Raw genomic sequence first — 19,872 nt, forward strand, 5'->3', positions numbered from 1 at the left:
CAAGTGTAGGTGAGCCTGCTCGCGATAGGGCCAAAAGCCTCACCGCAAATTCAGGATCAAACCCCGGCTTTCGGCGATTTCACCGAATCATTGCCAGTCACGGTGGCGGTGCTGGTCGCAGCCTCGGCATTGGCCTTGAGCTTGCTCAGTTCTTCGCCAGCCCGCTCGATCTTGGCCCGCACGTTATTCATGTCCTGACGGCTTTTCTCAAACAGGCTTTTCACCGAACTGTGCCCGGTGATCCCGCGAGCCATGGCCACGCCGCCAATCGCCACCTGAATCAAACCGAACACCCCGCCACGGCGCAGGCCCTTGCCGACCATGATCACGCCACCGGCCAGCGAGCCTATGCGCTCCCAGCCTTCGACGTTCTGCTCGGAACGGCTCTGAAACGGTGTGGATTCGATACGCTCGACGCGTTTGAGCTCGGTCATGATCTTTCTCCAGGCATTGAGTAATGGATAAACAAGCTGACTCCCGGAGCGGTCAGCTTGTTCCATCGGATGTGCGACGCGTCAGCGGAATTTTGGTCCGGAGCGAGTATTCAGCCCCTTGGCCATGCGGTCGTAGAGCACGACGTTGACCGTGGCGGCGAGGTTCATGCAACCGGTAGTCGGGATGTACACGACGTCTTCGCACCAGTCGCGGATCTCTTTATCCAGCGAGCCGTCTTCCGGGCCGAAAATGTAAAGGGCGCGATCCGGGTGGGTGTATTCCGGCAGCGGACGGGCGCCTTCGACCAGTTCCACGGCGACCGGTACACAATTGAGCGGGAGGATCTTTTTCAGATCGTCGATGCCGATCAGCGGGATGTCGTAGTGCACGCGCTTGGTATCGGTAACGAAATCGGCGGCGCGTTCATAACGCTTGCCGGTGTAGAACACCGACGCCACGCCGTAACAGCCTGCGGCGCGCATCACCGAACCGACGTTCTCTGGTGATTTGGGGTTGTACAAACCAATGCAGCTGTAACGTTTGTCTGCCACGAGCGGGGAGCCTTCGGGAAAAAGAGCGCGATTATACGGGGATTGGGAGAGGGCGGGCAGTTTCAAGATCTGCGGTGTCTGGGCTGGCCTCGTCGCTGACAAGCCAGCTCCCACAGATATTTCGGATTTACACAAAATTGTGATCAACCCAAATCACTGTGGGAGCTGGCTTGCCAGCGATGGGGCCGGTTCAGGCGAGGAAGATATTCAGTCTTCTTTTTTCATCAAGCCGGCCAGTGCAGCAAACGGGTTATGCGTCGCCTTGGCGATTTTCGGCGTGCTCAGCGAGCCTTCGCTGAAGTACTGCTGGTCGGTGTAGCGCGAGTGTTCGTTGTCGTGGCAGTACAGGCACAACAGCTCCCAGTTCGAGCCGTCCTGCGGATTGTTGTCGTGGTTGTGGTCACGGTGGTGCACGGTCAGTTCGCTCAGACGCTTGCCGGAAAACTCACGGGTGCAGCGGCCACAGACGTGCGGGTACATCTTCAGGGCCTTGTCGCGATAGCCCATTTCCTTGTCGCGCTGGTTGTCGGCAAGGATGCGATCCAGCTTCGACGTATTGGTTGGGGTGGACGAACTCATGGGTTCACCTTTGTAGAAGACTAAAGACGGTTATGTTCGCAGTTTAGCTCAGCCCTTGAGCTTCTCGGCAATCCAGATGGTGTGGCGCGTGCCTTTGTTGCCGTGGGCGAAGACCTGCACTTCCTCGGCCTTGAAACCGGCCTTCTTCAATTTGTCGGAAAACTGCCGGTCGGCGCTGGCTGACCACACGGCCAGCACGCCTTTGGGGCGCAGGGCCTTGGCGCAGGCATTCAGACCGGCGGCGGAGTACAGCCAGCTATTGGCTTTCTGAGTCAGGCCTTCGGGGCCGTTGTCGACGTCGAGCATGATCGCGTCGAAACCGTTCGGCTCGCTTTGCAGGACGTTGGCCACGTCTTCCTGACGGATCACCGTACGCGGATCGAGCAACGGCCGGCCGGACTTTTCACCGAGCGGGCCACGGTTCCACTCGACCACGCCCGGCACCAGTTCGGCGACCACCACTTCAGCGGTTTTACCCAAATGCTTGAGCGCCGAGGCGAGGGTGAAACCCATGCCCAGCCCGCCGATCAGCACCCGCGAATCCGGACGCCCGGCGACCTTGCGGCAAGGGATCTCGGCCAAGGCATCTTCAGAGCCGTGCATGCGTGTGTTCATCAATTGCCCGCCGTCGCCGCCCTGGATCTTGATGACGAAATCCTCGCCATACTCGAACAGGCACAGGGCACCGCCACTTTCAGGGATCGGGGTGGTGTCGAGCAGAACGAAACGTTTCATGGAAATCTCTACAAGGGGGAAGGCAAGCAGGCGCGTTGGGAGTAGCCTGAGCACAGACTAAGGCCAACGGAGCCCTTGATGAAGCGCACCATTCTAACGGTCATTGCCCTGGCCGCGCTCTCGATTACTGCAGTGCAGGCCCAGCAGACCATTCCGGTCAGCCCGGCGCCGCAGCCCGGCTCGCCCGGCACCGCAACGCCAACCCCGTATCCGCAGATCACGCCGATCAACATCCCCAAGTCCGGAGCCGGCAGTGGCAGCCCGCCGCTGGTGCCGATCGAAATGCCCAGCCCGCCAATCAAGGATCAACCGGTGCCGGGTATTGAACAGACCGGCACCAAGATCAAATCCCCCGGCGGTTAAACCTGTTGCGCCGCCAGTTGGCCGTCGGCCATGCGCAAGCGTTTTGACAGGGACACGGCGAGGGCGCGGATGATCTTGGCGGCGATTTTTGGCGCGTCGTTGAGCATTTTTTCCAGCGAGTCCTTGCCCAGATTGAGCAATTGGCAATTACTCGCCGCCACGCAAGTGGCCGAACGCCGTTCACCGTCGAGCACAGCCATTTCCCCGAACGCCCGACCGCTGCGCAGGGTGGCCATGGTGATAACTTGGCCGTCGGCACCGGTTTTTTGCACGGCGACCTGGCCGGTGTGAAGGATGCACATGAAGCTGCCGGCATCGCCCTCACGGAAAATCGCTTCGCCTTCAGCCACGGTGCTGATGCTGAAGTAGCCGGAGGCGGCGGCGAAGTCGGCCAGTTGCAATTGGTCGAACAGGCCGCAGTCCATCAGCCAGTCGCGGATTTCGTTATTCAGTAAGGTCGGTTCTGACATGTCGTTGCGGTCTTATTTTATGTTCACTGATTCCAGGCGCTACACGGTTCCAGTGTAGGAGCTGCCGAAGGCTGCGATCTTTTGATCTTGCCTGTCTGAAAATCAAAATCAAAAGATCGCAGCCTTCGGCAGCTCCTACATGGAACTGTAGGTATCGGCCTCTTGGGTCTTGAGTTAAGACCCAAGTGACCGACGGAGTTCCTCAGGCCAGGCCCAAAACCTTGAACACAAATGCATATTCGAGCGCTACGTCACGTAATCCCTGATAACGCCCGCTCATCCCGCCATGCCCGGCGCCCAGTTCAGTCTTGAGCAGCAGCACGTTGTCGTCGGTTTTCGCCGCCCGCAACTTCGCAACCCATTTGGCTGCTTCCCAGTACTGCACGCGGCTGTCGTTGTAGCCGGCGATCACCAGCGTCGCGGGATACGCCTGCGCTGTTACGTTTTCGTAAGGCGCATAGGCCTTGATCCGCTCGTAGACGTCCGGCTCCTGAGGGTTGCCCCACTCGTCGTATTCGGTGATGGTCAGCGGCAGTTCCGGGTCGAGCATGGTGTTGAGCACATCGACGAACGGCACTTCAGCAATCGCCACGCCAAACAGATCCGGGCGCTGGTTGAGCACTGCACCAATCAACAAACCACCGGCGCTGCCGCCGCTGATCGCCAGTTTTTCAGCCGTGGTGATGCCGTTGAGGATCAAAAACTCAGCGCAGGCGATAAAGTCGCTGAAGGTGTTGTGCTTGTGTTCCTGTTTGCCGGCGCGATACCAGGCTTCGCCCAGCTCACCGCCGCCGCGCACGTGGGCGATGGCGAAGGCCATGCCGCGATCGAGCAAGCTCAGGCGTGCATGGGAAAACCATGGGTCGAGGCTCGAACCGTAAGCACCGTAACCGTACAGGTACAGCGGCACCGGTTTGCCGACCATTTCGCGTTTCATCACCAGGCTGATGGGCACCTGCGTGCCGTCCGGCGCTGTCGCCCACAAGCGCTGACTGACGTAAGCGTCAGCATCGAACGGGCCGAGCACCGGGGTTTCTTTCAGCACGGTTTGCTCGCCGCTGGCGAGGATCAGCTGGCGTACCTGCGCCGGGCGATTGAGTGCCTCGTAGCGCAGGCGAATGCGATCGCTTTCAAACTCAAGGCTGTTTTGCACATAGAGGCTGTAGGCCGCGTCCGGCAATTGCACGCGATAAGGCGCCAGACCGTGTGGGTGAACTTCAATAATCGGCAGGCCACCTTCGCGCAGGCTCAGGGTCATGGCCTCGGTGTTGAGGCTCACGCCATCGAGCATCACGGTGTCGCTGTGAGGGATCAGGTTCTGCCAATCGGCCTCAGTCGGCGCGACGCCAGTGTCCGGCACCTGATACAGGGCGTAGTTGATACCGTCGCGATTGGTGCGGATGAACCACGTCCACGCGCCATCAAGCAAGCCGTGATCGACATCGTATTCGTGATCTTCTCTGCGCGCCGCCAGGCAGGTGAAGGGCAGATGCGGCTGGTTGGCGTCCAGTGCCCAGACTTCGCTGGTGGTCTTGCTGCCCAGCGACAGCAGCAATTGCTGTTCCGAGCTGGAGCGGTAGCAATGCAGGAAGAAACGCCCATCCGGCTCGTGGAAGACTTCTTCGGCAGCCGTGCCGTCTAGGCGATAACGGAACAATTTGTGCGGGCGGTGGGTGTCGTCGAGCACGCCGAAGAACAGGGTCAGGCTGTCGTTGGCCCAGGTCATGCTGCCGTCGCAGTCCTCGAATTCCAGTTCGCTGACCTTGTCGTTGGACAGCTCCTTGACGAACAGCGTGTAAATCTCATCGCCCGAGGCATCGACGCTGTAGGCCAGGCGCTGGTGATCGGGGCTGATGCTGAAGGCGCCCAGCGAGAAGAAGCCGCCATTGGCCAGCACATTCGGGTCGAGCAGCAGTTGTTCGCGGCTTTCGTCGAGGGTCAGGCTGTCGTCCGCCGGACGCGGGCAGCGGTAATGCCGGGCATATTCGTCGCCCGCCGTGGTGCGCGTGTAGTACAGGTACGGCCCCCACGGCGAGGGCAGCGACAGGTCGGTTTCGAGGATGCGGCCCTTGATCTCTTCAAAGAGGGTTTCGCGCAACTCGGCTTGATCGGCGGTGTACGCTTGCTGGTAAGCGTTTTCGGCTTTGAGGTAGTCGAGCACCGCATCGGTGTCGCGCTCTTGCAGCCAGGCATACGGGTCGGCGCCGGCCGCCTTGTGGGCAATCGGGGCACTGATGACGTTGGCGGATTCGGGCATGAAAGGCTCTCGGACAATGTTTTGAATAAGGTTTTCGCGGTTCTCGATGTCGCTGCAGATCCTGTGGGAGCCAGCCTGCTGGCGATGGCGGACGGTCAGACAAATTGAATGTCGAATGTGCCGGCCTCATCGCCAGCAGGCTGGCTCCCACAGATTGGGACAAGCCTGGCGGGCGAAAAGTCGTTACTATAAGCGCCTCTTTGCCTGCCTTGCCATGGACACCATGACCGAGAACGACTATCTGATCGCCTGGGGCCTCTACGCCTTTGCCGCTGTAGGCTGCCTGTTGGTATGGATGCGCATGACCACCTGGATGTGGCGCTGGCTGCGCGAGCCGCTGCGCGTGTTGATGGTGGTGTTGCTGTTCAGTCCGACCATCGTTGACCCAGTGAAGGAAAAAGTCGCTCCGGCCATTGCCATCACCGCACTGGATCTGGCGTTCAAGGTCGGCAACAACGCCTGGCGCGCGGTCTCCGATCTGTTCATGTACGGCATGATCGCCTTTGGCATCTACCTGATTTACGTGCTGATCCGTTTCCCGATCGAACGTGCCTCCAAGGCTCGCCGTGAACAGGCCGAGGCTGCCAAAGCCGCGGCCCGCGCCGATGAACGCGACGATGATCAGCCGTTCGGTGGTGCTGGTGATGACCGTTATGGCCGCCCGCCAGTGCCGAACAATCCGCAGCGCATGCGGGTCGAGCCGCGTCTGTAATCCCGAGAGTCCGCACATGTGTGAATTACTGGGCATGAGTGCCAACGTGCCGACCGATATTGTGTTCAGCTTCACCGGGCTGATGCAGCGCGGCGGCCGCACCGGCCCGCACCGTGACGGATGGGGCATCGCCTTTTATGAGGGCCGTGGCCTGCGGCTGTTTCAGGATCCGGCGGCGAGCAGCGAGTCGGAAGTCGCCAATCTGGTGCAGCGTTACCCGATCAAGAGCGAAGTGGTCATTGGCCACATCCGCCAGGCCAACGTCGGCAAGGTCTGCCTGTCCAATACCCACCCGTTCGTGCGCGAACTGTGGGGGCGCAACTGGTGCTTCGCGCACAACGGTCAACTCGCCGACTTCACGCCGATCAAAAGTTTCTACCGCCCGGTCGGCGATACTGACAGCGAAGCGGCGTTCTGCGATTTGCTCAACCGCGTACGTGCAGCCTTTCCGGAACCGGTCGATATAGAAGCGCTGCTGCCGGATCTGGTCGACGCGTGCGCCGAATACCGCAGCAAAGGCGTGTTCAACTGCCTTCTAAGCGATGGTGACTGGCTGTTCTGCTATTGCTCGACCAAACTGGCGCAGATCACCCGGCGCGCACCGTTCGGCCCGGCGCGGCTCAAGGATGTCGATGTGATCGTCGATTTCCAGGCCGAAACCACGCCCAACGACGTGGTGACAGTGATTGCCACCGAACCGTTGACCGAAAACGAAACCTGGACCCGCTACGAACCGGGCCAATGGAGCCTGTGGCGACGCGGCGAATGCGTCAGTCAGGGCAAGACCGAATAAGGATTGCACCCCATGTTGCTCAGTTATCTACGGCTGGTGTTGTTTGCGGCGGGCCTGTTGATCGGTGTCCAGGTGCCGGGGTTCATCAATGATTACGCGAAACGCGTCGAGGCGCATCTGATCGAGGCGCAGACGGGTCTGCGTGGTTTCCAGGGCACCGCCGAGCAGTTTTTCAAGGGCGATATGCAGGCCTTGGTCGCGCATTATCGCGCCAGTGAAGACCCGGTGTTTCGCAGCGATGCCGATAGCCTGAGCACGATGCTCAATCGTCAGTTGGCCCTGGATAAACAGTTCCAGGCCATGCAGGGGCCGTGGTACATCCGCTTCCTGCAAGTGGTGCTGGCCGCCGACCCGGACATCCGCAAGGAAACCTGGAACGGCTACAGCTATCAGATCCTGCTGACTCCGGAAGCGATGATCTGGGGCATGAGCGGCGCACTGTTGCTGTCGTTCGGCATCGAGTGCCTGTTCCGTCTGATCGACTGGGTAGTGCTGGGCGGCAAGCGGTTGCGCCAGAGCCGGCCGATCGAAGACCGCGACGTCCGCGGCTTGTAAGGCCACGCGATCACCTGTGGCGAGGGGATTTATCCCCGATGGGGCGCGAAGCGGCCCCCAATGGTGTGTCAGATAAACCTGGTTCTGCAGGTTCCGGGGCGGCTGCGCAGCCCATCGGGGATAAATCCCCTCGCCATCCGGCGTCAGTCAGTGAGGGTGATGTAATCCATGCCCACCTTGCCCGCATACCCCTCCAGCACCTGCTGACACAACGTCACAATCTCCTCGACCCACTCCACACCCACCCGCCACGACACCACCACTTGCAGATTCGGTGGCCGCTGATCAATGGCGAGCAGGGTCAGTTCACCCCGCGCCAGTTCCTCGGCCACCAGCACTGGCGGCAGCACACCAATGCCAAATCCATCACGCAATAACCGGGTAATCGCCGACACTGAATTCACGCAATTCAAACGCGGCGCCAACACGCCGTTGGCCTGCATCAGGGCCAATAGGTCCTGGTGCGGCCGGGAGTTTTTCGAGTAGGTGACGATGCGTTCCTGCGCCAGTTCGGCGAGGTCGGCGTAGTCGCGGTTGTAGATCGAGTTGCTGGCGACGATCCAGCCCAGTGGATGGCTGGCCAGTTCCAGGCTGCGCACGCTTTCATGGCGCACCAGATCGGTTTGCAAAATCAGATCGAGAAAGCCTTTTTGCAGCTGATCGCAGAGGTTCAGCGAGGTATCCGCCACCAGCTCTATTTCAACCCGCGGATACAGGTCGGTCATTTGCGCCACCAACGGGCTGAGCCAGGTGTGAATCACCGTGTCCATGACCCCGATACGCACCCGGCCCACCTTGCTTGAACGGGTCTCGATCGATTGCTTGAGCGCGCTCATGGTGTCGAGCATCTGCTCGGCATAGTCCAGCACTTTCAAGCCTTCTGGTGTCAGGCTGACACCGCGTGAATCACGCAGAAACAGCTTCACCCCAAGCTCGCCTTCAAGCACCGCAATACGGCTGGAGATTGACGCCTGGGTGGTGAACAGCTTGTCGGCGGTCAGGCGAAAACTCTTCAGCCGGGCGACCCAGACAAAGGTCTCGAGAAACTTCAGGTTCATGGGCAAGGCTCGGGTGACAAATTTTTCTTATGCCTAAGGCGGGTTTTTATTCGTTGGACGCAGCAGGGCGGGGCGCCCAAAAATCGGCGCATCCGGTTCCCACGATAGGCGTCGTCGGGACTACGAACAAGACCAATAAAAGCCTGCGGAGACTTGCCATGAGTGCGCCCGACACCCTCGACCTCGCCAAGACCACGGCCCGCCCCGGACCGTTCGACTGGTATCGCAACATCAACAAGCAGGAGCGTCGCACGTTCTGGAGCTGCAAGATCGGCTACGGTCTGGACGGCATGGACACGCAGATGCTCAGTTTTGTGGTGCCGACCCTGATTGCGATGTGGGGCATCACCACGGGCGAAGCCGGGCTGATTCACACCAGCACGCTGATCGCCTCGGCCATTGGCGGTTGGGTCGCCGGAATACTCTCCGATCGCATCGGCCGTGTGCGCACTTTGCAACTGACGGTGTTGTGGTTCGCCTTCTTCACCTTCCTCTGCGGTTTCGCGCAAAACTACGAGCAGTTGTTGATCGCCCGCACCCTGATGGGCTTCGGTTTCGGTGGCGAATGGACTGCCGGCGCAGTGCTGATCGGCGAAGTGATCCGGGCGAAGGATCGCGGCAAAGCGGTCGGCATGGTGCAATCCGGTTGGGCTCTGGGCTGGGGGCTGACGGCGATTCTGTATGCGCTGCTGTTCTCGATCATGCCGCCGGAAGACGCCTGGCGAGCGCTGTTCATCCTCGGCATCGTGCCGGCGATTTTTGTGATCTTCGTGCGTCGACTGGTGAAAGACCCGGAGATCTATCGCGAAGCCAAGGCTGCGCAAACCCCGGAAAATGCGGCGAAGTTCTATGAGATTTTCGCGCCCGGCATGCTCTTCACCACTTTTCGCGCCTCGCTGCTGACCACCGGCGCGCTCGGCGGCTACTACGCGATCACCTCGTGGCTGCCGACCTTCCTGAAAAACGAACGGGGCTTGAGCGTGCTCGGCACCGGCGGTTACCTGGCGATGGTGATTGTCGGTTCCTATGTCGGTTACGTGATCAGTGCCTATCTCACCGACCTGTTGGGCCGCAAAAAGAACTTCATCCTGTTCGCGGTCGGCTCGTTCACCATCGTTCTGCTCTACACCCAATTGCCGGTCAGTAATGGCGTGATGCTCTGGCTGGGCTTTCCGTTAGGCTTCTTCGCCTCGGGGATTTTCAGCGGTATGGGCGCGTTTCTCACCGAGTTGTTCCCAACGCGGATTCGCGGCTCCGGCCAAGGCTTCTGCTACAACATCGGTCGGGCGCTGGCGGCGCTGTTTCCGCTGTTGATCGGCCTGCTCAGCCAGAAAGTACCGTTGAGCGTGGGCATTGGTGCATTTGCTGCGGTGTCTTACGGCGTGGTGATTATCGCGGCGTTGAGCCTGCCGGAAACCCGTGGCAAGCAACTCGACGCGCAGTAACTGATAACCTGCGGAGGCATTGCCCAAGGGGCGATGTCCTACGGATAGAAAGATAAAAAGCTACAGGAGTGTTTACCGTGAGCCGCCTGTTATTGAATTGCGACATTGGCGAGAGTTTCGGCAGTTGGACCATGGGTCTGGATGCCGAGGTCATGCCCTTCATCGATTGCGCCAACGTGGCCTGCGGCTTCCACGCCGGCGACCCGGGCATCATGCGCAAAACCGTCAGTCTGGCCCTGAGCCACGGCGTGCAGATCGGCGCGCACCCGGCCTATCAGGATCTTGTCGGATTCGGCCGGCGCTCAATGGCGTATTCCGCACAAGAGCTGCAAGACATCTTGCATTACCAGATCGGCGCCCTCGATGGCATCTGTCGCGCTCAAGGTGCAAGAGTCAGCTACGTCAAACCCCACGGCGCGATGTACAACGACATGATGGCCACCCCGGCGCAGTTGCGCGCAGTGATTCAGGCAGTGGCTGTTTACGACCGTACGTTGCCGTTGATGTTGATGGCCACCCGCGACAACTCGGCGGCGCAGCAACTAGGGGACGAGTACGGTATAACCCTGTGGTTTGAAGCCTTCGCCGACCGTGCCTACGACAGCGCCGGCCGCCTGGTCTCGCGGCAACTGCCGGGCGCGGTGCATCACGAGCCGGAAAAAATCATCGAGCAAGCGCTGACCATTGCCCGTGGCGACAGCCTCATCGCCAGCGATGGCAGCGCCTTGCACCTGCAAGCCAACACCCTTTGCGTCCACGGCGACAATGCCAGCTCGGTAGCCGCTGTGCAGCGCATCCGTGAGGCCCTCGATCAGCAGCGCGCGTCATGAATCCACGGATTGAAGTCGTGGCGCTGGACTGTCTGATGCTGCGTCTGTTCGACGAAATCGCCGAGGCCAACATGCCGTGGATGCTCGCTGCCAGTGAGCGGTTACGCGCGGTGTTCGGCGCGCAACTGATTGATCTGGTGCCGTCCTATACAACGTTGATGGTGCATTACGACTTGACCGTTTTGAGCCCGAATCAGGCCCGGGAATTGATCGCTGAGGCGTTGATTGATCTTTCGCCAAATGCGCAGGCTGGCGGTCAATGCCATGTGCTGCCGGTCTGGTACGACCTGAGCGTTGGCCCCGAATTGAGCCTGTTGGCCCAACGCAGTGGATTGGCGGTAGAAGAGGTCATCCGCCGTCACAGTGCCCGCGAGTATCAGGTATTCGCCCTCGGTTTTGCCCCGGGTTTTGCCTTCATGGGACTGGTCGAAGAAGTCTTGGCCGCGCCACGCCTGAACACCCCGCGCAAGAAAGTCGCCGCCGGCAGCGTCGGCATTGCCGAACGGCAAACCGCCGCGTATCCCGTGGTCTCCCCGGGCGGCTGGAACCTGATCGGGCGCACCCCGGCGAAACTGTTTGATCGCCATCGCGACGGCTACAGCCTGATGCAACCTGGCGACACTGTGCGCTTCGAAGCGGTGAGCCACGCCGAGTTCATTCATCTGGGTGGCGACGACACACCGCTGGAGGCGCTGGCATGAGCCGACTGACGATTGAAGCGAGTACGCCGCTGTGCCTGTTGCAGGACGCCGGGCGGTTTGGCGTGCGGCATCTGGGCGTGACCCAGGGCGGCGCGGCGGACTGGCGTTCGATGAGCTGGGCCAATTGGCTACTGGGCAACGGTCTGGATCTGCCGGTGATCGAAATTACCCTCGGCGGCTTTGCTGTGGTGGCCGAAGAAGATTGCCTGCTGGCGCTGGGCGGGGCAGATCTCGGCGCGCACATTGATGACCAGCCATTGGCGCCGTGGCGCAGTTTCAAATTGCTCAAAGGGCAGACGTTGAAATTCACTCAACCACTGCTTGGCGCCCGTGCTTATCTGGCAGCGCCCGGTGGTTTTGTCGCACCGAAGGTTCTGGGCAGCAGCGCAACCGTCGTGCGCGAGGAACTCGGAGGGCTCTATGGCATGGGCCTGCCGTTGGCCAAAGGCGCGACGTTGAGCTATCAGGGTGAAACCTTTCTGGTTCGGGAAGTGCCAATGGAGCATCGCCCGAATCTTCGACTGAATGCGCCGCTGGATCTGGTGCTCGGGGCGCAGATTGGCCAGTTCAGCGGGCAGAGTCTGTTTGATGTGTTCAACAGCGCCTGGACGCTGGACAGTCGAGCTGATCGCATGGGCATTCGCTTGCTGGGCAAGCCTTTGCAATACCAGGGGCAGCCGATGATTTCCGAGGGTATTCCGCTCGGCGCGGTACAGGTGCCACCGGACGGGCAGCCGATTGTGTTGCTCAATGATCGGCAAACGATTGGTGGGTATCCACGGTTGGGGGCGTTAACGCCGTTGGCGTTGGCCAGCCTGGCGCAGTATCTGCCGGGTGCAAAGGTGCAATTCACTCCAGTAATGCAAGAGGCTGGCTGGAGAAAACACATCAACTATCTGAAATCCTACTTATGACTTTGATTGTTTCGGACTGAAGCTCGAGATACTTCCTTGCGTTTAAGTACATTGCCCTACATCACTTCCCTGGAGCGTGTGGAACTATTGGTCCTCATCTCACACAAGGAAGTTACAGATGCGTTATATGAAAGTCGTTGCTCAGGAGGGCGTCGAAGGTGGAATCAGTGTCGAAAACCGTATTATCGGATTTTATGAATCTGCCGAAGTTGACGCTGTTTATGAGGCAAAAATAGATCGCTTTGGAAGTGTGCAGAAGCTGAGCACAGACAACGGCGAAGAGCTCGTTGGTCGGATCGAACGATTCATGTCCAGTGCCAAAGTCGATGTGAAGCGTATGTTTGACTGGAACCATCGCGGCAATCAGAACGGCAAATCCATGGAGCTTATTGCCGAGGAGCACACCACGGAGGGTGTCGCAACAAAGGTGAGGTTCCGTTTTTTGACAGAAGATGGCCAAGTTAAAAACGAGGTAACCCTAAGTCCTGAAACAGACGTTGAAAGGGCGAGTAGGGCGGAGCTGGAGCTACGCGGGGCCGAAGCAATTACGCAGGGCAAAAAAAGGCGAAGCAAGGAAAATCCAGGTTCTGCACACCCAGAGGTACAGGACACCGGTTTTATGAACAGGCTTTGCAAAGCCTATATCGCGTTGAACTGGTAAAAGAGTCCTGGCTTGATGCAATAAAAGGCGACAGTGTTGAGGCTGTCGCCTTTCAGGGCGTCGAATATTGTTACTTCGACAAAAACCGCATGCCTTCTTCCAAGCCACGCAACGTCAGTGGATACATCTGATCTTCGATCAAGTCCCGCACGATGTTGGTCGACGAGGTATAGCCCCACGTATCTTTCGGGTACGGATTGATCCAGATGAGCTTTTTGTATTTCTCCATGAAGCGTTGCATCCACAGATAACCCGGCTCTTCGTTCCAGTGTTCGACGCTGCCGCCGGCCTGGGTGATTTCATAAGGCGCCATGGCGGCGTCGCCGATAAAGATCACTTTGTAGTCGGCGCCGTACTTGTGCAGCAGATCCTGAGTGGAGAAGCGCTCGGAGGTGCGGCGCATGTTGTTCTTCCACACCGATTCATAAATGAAGTTGTGGAAGTAGAAGTACTCCAGATGCTTGAACTCGGTCTTGCAGGCCGAGAACAATTCTTCGCAGATCTTCACATGCGCATCCATCGAGCCGCCGATGTCGAACAGCAACAACAGCTTCACCGTGTTGCGCCGTTCCGGGCGCATCTGGATGTTCAGCAGTCCGGCATCTTTGGCGGTGTGGTCGATGGTGCCGTCGATATCCAGCTCTTCCGCGGCGCCCTGACGGGCGAATTTACGCAAACGACGCAGGGCAACCTTGATGTTCCGCGTGCCCAGTTCGACGGAATCGTCGAGGTTCTTGTACTCGCGCTGATCCCAGACTTTTACCGCTTTACCCTGACGCTTGCCGGCATCGCCGACCCGAATGCCTTCCGGGTTGAAGCCGCCGGAACCGAACGGACTGGTGCCGCCGGTGCCGATCCATTTATTGCCGCCGGCGTGGCGTTCCTTCTGTTCTTCCAGACGCTTCTTGAACTCTTCGATCAGCTTGTCCAGACCGCCGAGGGACTGGATCTGCGCGCGTTCTTCGTCGCTCAACGAGCGTTCGAACTCCTTGCGCAGCCAGTCTTCGGGAATCAGCGCCTGAAGATGATCGTCGAGTTTTTCCAGACCATTGAAGTACGCGCCGAACGCACGGTCAAACTTGTCGAAATGCCGTTCGTCCTTCACCAGAATCGCCCGCGACAAGTAGTAGAACTCGTCCATGTCGGCGAAGGTCACCCGCTGTTTCAGCGCGTTGATCAGGTCAAGCAGTTCGCGCACGGACACGGGTACCTTGGCTGCACGCATTTCATTGAACAGGTTGAGCAACATGGCATCAGCCTCTTAGCGGGTGCCGCGACGGCTCATGAACGCCAGGCGCTCAAGCAATTGCACGTCCTGTTCGTTCTTCACCAACGCACCGGCCAGCGGCGGAATCGCTTTGGTCGGATCGCGTTCGCGTAGCACCGCTTCGCCAATGTTGTCGGCCATCAGCAGCTTCAGCCAATCGACCAGTTCCGAGGTCGACGGCTTCTTTTTCAAACCAGGTACTTTGCGTACGTCGAAGAACACGTCCAGCGCTTCGCTGACCAGATCTTTCTTGATGTCCGGATAGTGAACATCGACGATTTTTTGCAGAGTGTTGCGGTCTGGGAAGGCGATGTAGTGGAAGAAGCAGCGGCGCAGGAAGGCGTCCGGCAGCTCTTTCTCGTTGTTGGAGGTAATGATGATGATCGGACGCTTCTTGGCCTTGATGGTCTCGTCGATTTCGTAAACGTAGAACTCCATCTTGTCGAGTTCTTGCAGCAGGTCATTAGGGAACTCGATGTCGGCCTTGTCGATTTCGTCGATCAGCAGAATGACCCGCTCTTCGGACTCGAAAGCCTCCCAGAGTTTGCCCTTTTTAAGGTAGTTGCGAACGTCGTGAACCTTTTCCGTACCCAGTTGCGAGTCACGCAGACGGCTGACAGCGTCGTACTCATACAGACCCTGATGCGCCTTGGTGGTGGACTTGATGTGCCAGGTGATCAACTTGGCGTTGAACGATTCGGCCAGTTGCTCGGCGAGCATGGTCTTGCCGGTGCCCGGTTCGCCCTTGACCAGCAGCGGTCGCTCCAGAGTGATGGCGGCGTTGACCGCCAGCTTCAGGTCATCGGTGGCAACGTAGGCCTGGGTGCCTTCGAACTTCATCTGCTAATCCTCGAACGGTAACGCCGACCTGAACGGGCAGGGCGGGGGCGAAATAATCGGATGCCCCGACTATAACGCGCGGCCCGGTCGACTGTGAACGCAGACGGCTTATTCAGTCTCTGAATGGAGCGTCACATGTTGACTCAGTCTCGGCGCTTGGACAGCATTCAGGCATCGCCGATTTGGCGATAGCCTTCAGGATGTCCACTGAATCTGTGGCGAGGGAGCTTGCTCCCGCTGGGCTGCGAAGCAGTCCCCATCTGCCCGGAGGCGCTGAATTGATGCTATCCATGAAACGACCACGCTTGGCGGCAGTTACTGCGCTCTCTGATAGCCGGCTTGCACTCTGCTTTGTTGATGGTCGAGCGCTGACACTCGATTTGAGTCGAGATATTCAAACGTATAAACAGTTGCAGGCCTTGCTTGATCCCCAAGTCTTTGCGACTGCCATCTTGGGCGATAAAGGTTGGACTGTTGAATGGCCCGCCCCGGATATTCAGATTGGCGCCGATACTCAATATCTGGACGCTTTTCCAGAAATGAACCCTAACCCGCATCCGGCTTCGGCCGCTCATACCGCGCATTGAATGCCTGTACGAATCCATTGCGCAAAATCTGCAAAAACGCTTCGAACGCGCTGATATTTTGCTGATGCACGTTGCCGCTGAGCTCGACTTTGGTGGCGAACTGGTTTTTGGCCTGATTCTTCAGCACGGTTTCCGTGCCGCCCACCAGTGCTTCCCAGACAGAGCGGAAGATGCTCTTGTTCTGGTTTTCCACGTCTTGCTGCCAGTTGAATACTTCGACATCGCGCAGCAGCGGCTTGATGTAGCCGCTGACCTGGGCTTTTTTCGCTTGGGCTTCGATCACTACATCGCCGTGGCCGGCGTTGAAGTCGAACTTGCCGTAGGCCGAGGCAAAGTCGTTCATGCGCTTGAGTTCGATATCGCGGGCGCGGAGGCGGAACTGGAAGTCTTCGAAGTTACTCAGCGGATCGAATGTGGCACTGGTTTCCAGCGGTGCGTGGCCGAGCAGCAGGGCCTTGCCTTCGAAGCGAGCGTCGCGTTTGCCTTCCTTGTCGACAACGTTGGTCAGGTTGTAAATGCTCGCGTCGACGTTAGTGGCGTTCATGTTTACGGGTGGTTTGGAATTGAAGTTGCGAAAGCTTATTTTGCCGTCGTGAATCTGTACTTCGTCGAGGGTGATCGGTAGCAATTTGCCCAATTGCTCACGCCAGTTGGTGCCTTTACCTGTCTGGGAGTTCTGTTTATTGCCACCATCGACGAAGTTCACTTCGGGGTTGATGAACTGCACCTCCGCCACCACGGCATGGTCGTACCAGAGCGAATGCCAGCTCACAGACAGATCAATCAGCGGCGCATTGACGAAAGGCACAGGCACTTTGCCGTCGACCTTGACGATTTTCAGGCCGTTGATCTTGTAAGCACCGCGCCACCACGCCAGGTCGACATCGGTGATCTGTCCACGGTAATCACCCATGTTCGCCAGTTTGCCGTTCAGATAGTCGCGCACCATGTACGGCAGGGCGATGTGCAGTGCAATCAACAGCACGACAATCCCCGCGAAGATCCCTAACGGCCAGCTGTAACGACGCTTCATGGCGACAATTCCCGAACGATGTAACCGGTTGACTGCCTGCCGCCGCAGACGTTCGACTCGACTGGACTGTGATGGGCAACAGGCATACCTTGGGCGCTGAATTCAATGCTGCATAAGGACCCAGCCATGAGCCGTATTTTTGCTGACAACGCCCATTCCATCGGCAACACGCCGCTGGTGCAGATCAACCGCATCGCGCCGCGTGGCGTGACCATTCTGGCCAAGATCGAAGGGCGCAACCCCGGTTATTCGGTCAAGTGCCGTATCGGCGCCAACATGATCTGGGACGCCGAAAGCAGCGGCAAACTCAAGCCGGGCATGACCATCGTCGAGCCGACTTCGGGCAATACCGGCATCGGCCTGGCCTTCGTGGCGGCCGCTCGTGGCTACAAATTGATGCTGACCATGCCCGCGTCGATGAGTATCGAACGCCGTAAAGTGCTCAAGGCACTGGGCGCCGAACTGGTGCTGACCGAGCCGGCCAAGGGCATGAAAGGCGCGATCGAGAAGGCCGCCGAGATTGTTGCCAGCGATGCGGACAAATACTTCATGCCGGCGCAGTTCGATAACCCGGCCAACCCGGCCATTCACGAAAAAACCACCGGCCCGGAAATCTGGAATGACACCGATGGCGCCGTGGATGTGTTGGTCGCAGGGGTCGGCACCGGCGGAACCATCACTGGCGTTTCGCGGTATATCAAGAATACCCAGGGTAAACCGATTCTTTCGGTGGCCGTGGAGCCGGCCTCGTCGCCAGTGATTACCCAGGCACGGGCCGGCGAAGAGATCAAACCGAGCCCGCACAAGATTCAGGGCATCGGCGCAGGTTTCGTGCCGAAAAACCTTGATATGTCGATGGTCGACCGGGTAGAGCAAGTGACCGACGAGGAGTCTAAAGCCATGGCCCTGCGCCTGATGCAGGAAGAAGGCATCTTGTGCGGCATTTCCTGCGGGGCGGCAATGGCAGTCGCGGTGCGTTTGGCCGAAACGCCTGAGATGCAGGGCAAGACCATCGTGGTGATTCTGCCGGACTCCGGTGAGCGTTATCTGTCGAGCATGCTGTTCAGCGATCTCTTCACCGAGCAGGAGAACCAGCAGTAATCGAGTTGATTCAGGTCAGCCCAAGTTTAGGATGCTTATGTTAATAAATGCTTTGTTGCGCAATTCTTAACACTGAATCTTGGGTTGAACGGGTTTTGCCCCGGGCCAGGAGTGTTTATCATGGCCGGCTGCCATGCCGGGTAAAGGGCGTTGCGCAGCGTTGTCTTTATTCCAAGGAGTTGTTGATGACCTTTTCGTTTGCCGCCAAGGCTTCGGTGTTGCTGCTGTTTCTGGGCAGCACGCTCTATGTGCATTTGCGCGGCAAGGCGCGTTTGCCGGTATTGCGTCAGTTCGTCAACCACTCGGCGCTGTTCGCCCCCTACAACGCCTTGATGTACCTGTTCTCCGCTGTACCGTCCAAGCCGTACCTGGATCGCAGCAAATTCCCGGAGCTGGATGTGCTGCGCGATAACTGGGAAACCATCCGCGACGAAGCCATGCACCTGTTCGACGAGGGTTACATCCGCGCCGCCGAGAAGAACAACGACGCGGGTTTCGGTTCCTTCTTCAAGAAGGGCTGGAAGCGTTTCTATCTCAAGTGGTACGACAAACCGCTACCGTCGGCCGAAACCCTGTGCCCGAAAACCGTGGCGCTGGTCAGTGCCATTCCGAATGTCAAAGGCGCGATGTTCGCGCTGCTGCCGGGCGGCAGCCACCTCAATCCGCACCGCGATCCGTTTGCCGGTTCCCTGCGCTATCACCTCGGTCTGTCGACACCGAACTCCGACGACTGCCGGATCTTCGTCGATGGTCAGGTCTACGCCTGGCGCGACGGTGAAGACGTGATGTTCGACGAGACCTATGTGCATTGGGTCAAGAACGAAACCGACAAGACCCGTGTCATCCTGTTCTGCGACATCGAACGTCCGCTGAGCAACCCTTTGATGACCCGCATCAACCGTTTCATCAGTGGCTGGCTCGGTCGCGCGACTGCGCCACAGAATCTTGACGATGAACGCGTCGGCGGGATCAACCAGGCCTACGCCTGGAGCAAGAACTTCAGTGACAAGTTCAGCGGTGTGGTCAAACAGTGGAAACGCCGTCATCCGAAAGCCTACCGTGTGCTGCGGCCGGTGTTGGCGGTGGTGGTCTTGACGTTGCTCGGGTATTGGCTGTTTGGTTGAGGTCTAACCAGAAATGAAAAACCGCTCCTTGTGAGCGGTTTTTTCATGATGGGAATGCGAAAGAGGCGCCCGCGAGAATACCACCTGGCTCCTCAACGGCTGGATTTGCCAATGCCTCCCTGATTCGCTGCAACTCCTTTTCAGACAACTCTCCAGAAGACCGCTTTCTATTGGCCTTTGTTGATTTGGCGTCTGAGGCCTTGTTTTCAACGACAGCTTTCATGGTGTCTCCGGCGTTGATCATTAAATGAGCAGTTGCCCGATACTAGTCTTAGTCAATAAGCTTCACAAGCCGACCCTCTGAATCGAACTCAAAGCCCAGTTGCTGGTAAAGAGAGATGACCCCCGGTAGAGGCTCCTGAATTTCAATTTGTTTGCTGCCTATGATTCGCGCGAAGTGAGTAACGGCGGTCAATGCAAACGTCGCGACGCGGCTCTTGAGCGGGTGATCGTTTCCTGCCTTGCCCTCCAGACGCACAATCTTCACTCTCAATCGACTCTGATCAGGGTTCGCAAAGCAGAGTCCGCACAGTTCCTGATCAAACCAGATGGCCAAATCGAAGCCCAATGGCTCTCTGGTCTTCCACCTGACAACTTCCTGCCAGGAGAAATGAGGATCAAGCCACTTTTCATAGGCGCTCAACGCCCGTGCATCGATTGCTTCGAAACGAACTCTGGAATGATCGACATCTGCGATGCCTTTCTGCGCCAAATCATCTTTTAGTCTTGCAAACGTAGTACTCGCCAGTTTCCTGGCTTGCGACCTGTATAACTGATACCGCAAATACGTCCGTTCCCTTGGCATGTGATCTCTTGCATTCCATGTCTCCGTCGTTGGGCATTGCTCTTGCCGATCAGCCT

24 protein-coding genes are annotated in these 19,872 nt (G+C 58.5%); 12 read left to right on the forward strand and 12 right to left on the reverse strand.

What is annotated here, in order from left to right:
• Positions 1–56: 56 nt before the first annotated feature.
• From PSH79_RS07095 to PSH79_RS07110, 4 genes are all read right to left on the reverse strand, one after another.
• Entirely contained in the window at positions 57–434 is a 378-nt protein-coding gene (locus PSH79_RS07095; protein ID WP_095049253.1) for a DUF2892 domain-containing protein, read from the reverse strand.
• Between the two features lie 81 nt (positions 435–515).
• Positions 516–986, reverse strand: coding sequence for an RNA methyltransferase (locus PSH79_RS07100; protein WP_007911337.1), 471 nt, complete (start codon positions 984–986; stop codon positions 516–518).
• Between the two features lie 207 nt (positions 987–1,193).
• Entirely contained in the window at positions 1,194–1,565 is a 372-nt protein-coding gene (locus tag PSH79_RS07105; RefSeq protein WP_007911336.1) for a YajD family HNH nuclease, read from the reverse strand.
• Between the two features lie 48 nt (positions 1,566–1,613).
• The gene (locus tag PSH79_RS07110; protein ID WP_042558095.1) at positions 1,614–2,300 is read right to left on the reverse strand and encodes a spermidine synthase; all 687 of its coding nucleotides are present in this window, start codon (positions 2,298–2,300) and stop codon (positions 1,614–1,616) included.
• A gap of 78 nt (positions 2,301–2,378) precedes the next feature.
• On the opposite strand from PSH79_RS07110, the gene PSH79_RS07115 reads away from it, so the two are divergent.
• Positions 2,379–2,663, forward strand: a complete 285-nt coding sequence (locus PSH79_RS07115) for a hypothetical protein (RefSeq protein ID WP_187681368.1) — start codon at positions 2,379–2,381, stop codon at positions 2,661–2,663.
• Here the strand turns inward: PSH79_RS07115 and PSH79_RS07120 are convergent.
• Positions 2,660–3,133 carry a cyclic nucleotide-binding domain-containing protein gene (locus tag PSH79_RS07120; RefSeq protein WP_186548822.1) on the reverse strand — a complete coding sequence of 158 codons (474 nt, stop codon included), beginning with the start codon at positions 3,131–3,133 and terminating at the stop codon, positions 2,660–2,662. The genes PSH79_RS07115 and PSH79_RS07120 overlap by 4 nt on opposite strands.
• A 202-nt stretch (positions 3,134–3,335) precedes the next feature.
• Positions 3,336–5,390, reverse strand: a complete 2,055-nt coding sequence (locus tag PSH79_RS07125) for a S9 family peptidase (RefSeq protein ID WP_305441905.1) — start codon at positions 5,388–5,390, stop codon at positions 3,336–3,338.
• Positions 5,391–5,604: 214 nt separating this feature from the next.
• On the opposite strand from PSH79_RS07125, the gene PSH79_RS07130 reads away from it, so the two are divergent.
• Genes PSH79_RS07130 through PSH79_RS07140 form a run of 3 tightly spaced genes read left to right on the forward strand, consistent with a single transcriptional unit; the run spans position 5,605 to position 7,450 of the window.
• Positions 5,605–6,102, forward strand: coding sequence for an MFS transporter (locus PSH79_RS07130; RefSeq protein ID WP_305441906.1), 498 nt, complete (start codon positions 5,605–5,607; stop codon positions 6,100–6,102).
• A gap of 16 nt (positions 6,103–6,118) precedes the next feature.
• Complete coding sequence (locus PSH79_RS07135; RefSeq protein ID WP_305441907.1) at positions 6,119–6,895, forward strand: class II glutamine amidotransferase; 777 nt, start codon at positions 6,119–6,121, stop codon at positions 6,893–6,895.
• A gap of 12 nt (positions 6,896–6,907) precedes the next feature.
• Complete coding sequence (locus PSH79_RS07140; RefSeq protein ID WP_305441908.1) at positions 6,908–7,450, forward strand: DUF2937 family protein; 543 nt, start codon at positions 6,908–6,910, stop codon at positions 7,448–7,450.
• Between the two features lie 143 nt (positions 7,451–7,593).
• Here PSH79_RS07140 and PSH79_RS07145 read toward each other — a convergent pair whose 3' ends face one another.
• Positions 7,594–8,508 carry a LysR family transcriptional regulator gene (locus tag PSH79_RS07145; protein ID WP_305441909.1) on the reverse strand — a complete coding sequence of 305 codons (915 nt, stop codon included), beginning with the start codon at positions 8,506–8,508 and terminating at the stop codon, positions 7,594–7,596.
• Between the two features lie 158 nt (positions 8,509–8,666).
• Between PSH79_RS07145 and PSH79_RS07150 the strand changes: the two genes are divergently transcribed.
• The 5 genes from PSH79_RS07150 to PSH79_RS07170 all read left to right on the forward strand — a co-directional run bounded on the left by PSH79_RS07150 (position 8,667) and on the right by PSH79_RS07170 (position 13,059).
• Positions 8,667–9,953, forward strand: a complete 1,287-nt coding sequence (locus PSH79_RS07150; RefSeq protein ID WP_305441910.1) for an MFS transporter — start codon at positions 8,667–8,669, stop codon at positions 9,951–9,953.
• A gap of 77 nt (positions 9,954–10,030) precedes the next feature.
• Entirely contained in the window at positions 10,031–10,783 is a 753-nt protein-coding gene (locus PSH79_RS07155; RefSeq protein ID WP_305441911.1) for a 5-oxoprolinase subunit PxpA, read from the forward strand.
• Positions 10,780–11,484 carry a 5-oxoprolinase subunit PxpB gene (gene pxpB / locus PSH79_RS07160; protein ID WP_305441912.1) on the forward strand — a complete coding sequence of 235 codons (705 nt, stop codon included), beginning with the start codon at positions 10,780–10,782 and terminating at the stop codon, positions 11,482–11,484. The genes PSH79_RS07155 and pxpB overlap by 4 nt, the downstream gene beginning before the upstream one ends.
• Positions 11,481–12,398: a biotin-dependent carboxyltransferase family protein gene (locus tag PSH79_RS07165; RefSeq protein WP_305441913.1), complete on the forward strand. Its 918-nt coding sequence runs from the start codon at positions 11,481–11,483 to the stop codon at positions 12,396–12,398. Before pxpB ends, PSH79_RS07165 begins: the two co-directional genes overlap by 4 nt.
• A gap of 118 nt (positions 12,399–12,516) precedes the next feature.
• The gene (locus tag PSH79_RS07170) at positions 12,517–13,059 is read left to right on the forward strand and encodes a hypothetical protein (RefSeq protein WP_305441914.1); all 543 of its coding nucleotides are present in this window, start codon (positions 12,517–12,519) and stop codon (positions 13,057–13,059) included.
• A 70-nt stretch (positions 13,060–13,129) separates the two neighbouring features.
• Here PSH79_RS07170 and PSH79_RS07175 read toward each other — a convergent pair whose 3' ends face one another.
• Together PSH79_RS07175 and PSH79_RS07180 are read right to left on the reverse strand one after the other, a co-directional pair.
• On the reverse strand, positions 13,130–14,308 hold the full coding sequence (locus tag PSH79_RS07175; RefSeq protein ID WP_305441915.1) for a VWA domain-containing protein: 1,179 nt from the start codon (positions 14,306–14,308) through the stop codon (positions 13,130–13,132).
• A 12-nt stretch (positions 14,309–14,320) separates the two neighbouring features.
• The gene (locus PSH79_RS07180) at positions 14,321–15,166 is read right to left on the reverse strand and encodes a MoxR family ATPase (RefSeq protein WP_305441916.1); all 846 of its coding nucleotides are present in this window, start codon (positions 15,164–15,166) and stop codon (positions 14,321–14,323) included.
• A 290-nt stretch (positions 15,167–15,456) separates the two neighbouring features.
• Here PSH79_RS07180 and PSH79_RS07185 point away from each other — a divergent pair, with 290 nt between their 5' ends.
• Positions 15,457–15,753 (forward strand): DUF2442 domain-containing protein, encoded by a 297-nt coding sequence (locus tag PSH79_RS07185; protein WP_305441917.1) that lies wholly within the window; start codon positions 15,457–15,459, stop codon positions 15,751–15,753.
• On the opposite strand, the gene PSH79_RS07190 is transcribed toward PSH79_RS07185, so the two are convergent.
• On the reverse strand, positions 15,713–16,786 hold the full coding sequence (locus PSH79_RS07190; protein ID WP_305441918.1) for a DUF748 domain-containing protein: 1,074 nt from the start codon (positions 16,784–16,786) through the stop codon (positions 15,713–15,715). The genes PSH79_RS07185 and PSH79_RS07190 overlap by 41 nt on opposite strands.
• Before the next feature lie 126 nt (positions 16,787–16,912).
• Between PSH79_RS07190 and cysK the strand changes: the two genes are divergently transcribed.
• Positions 16,913–17,887, forward strand: coding sequence for a cysteine synthase A (gene cysK, locus PSH79_RS07195; protein WP_305441919.1), 975 nt, complete (start codon positions 16,913–16,915; stop codon positions 17,885–17,887).
• A 185-nt stretch (positions 17,888–18,072) separates the two neighbouring features.
• Positions 18,073–19,011: an aspartyl/asparaginyl beta-hydroxylase domain-containing protein gene (locus tag PSH79_RS07200; RefSeq protein ID WP_305441920.1), complete on the forward strand. Its 939-nt coding sequence runs from the start codon at positions 18,073–18,075 to the stop codon at positions 19,009–19,011.
• Positions 19,012–19,054: 43 nt separating this feature from the next.
• Here PSH79_RS07200 and PSH79_RS07205 read toward each other — a convergent pair whose 3' ends face one another.
• Together PSH79_RS07205 and PSH79_RS07210 are read right to left on the reverse strand one after the other, a co-directional pair.
• Positions 19,055–19,234: a hypothetical protein gene (locus PSH79_RS07205; protein ID WP_123536138.1), complete on the reverse strand. Its 180-nt coding sequence runs from the start codon at positions 19,232–19,234 to the stop codon at positions 19,055–19,057.
• Positions 19,235–19,282: 48 nt separating this feature from the next.
• Positions 19,283–19,816 carry a hypothetical protein gene (locus tag PSH79_RS07210; RefSeq protein ID WP_305441921.1) on the reverse strand — a complete coding sequence of 178 codons (534 nt, stop codon included), beginning with the start codon at positions 19,814–19,816 and terminating at the stop codon, positions 19,283–19,285.
• Between the last annotated feature and the right edge of the window lie 56 nt (positions 19,817–19,872).

This window comes from Pseudomonas sp. FP2196 (assembly GCF_030687715.1).
Taxonomy (GTDB): domain Bacteria; phylum Pseudomonadota; class Gammaproteobacteria; order Pseudomonadales; family Pseudomonadaceae; genus Aquipseudomonas.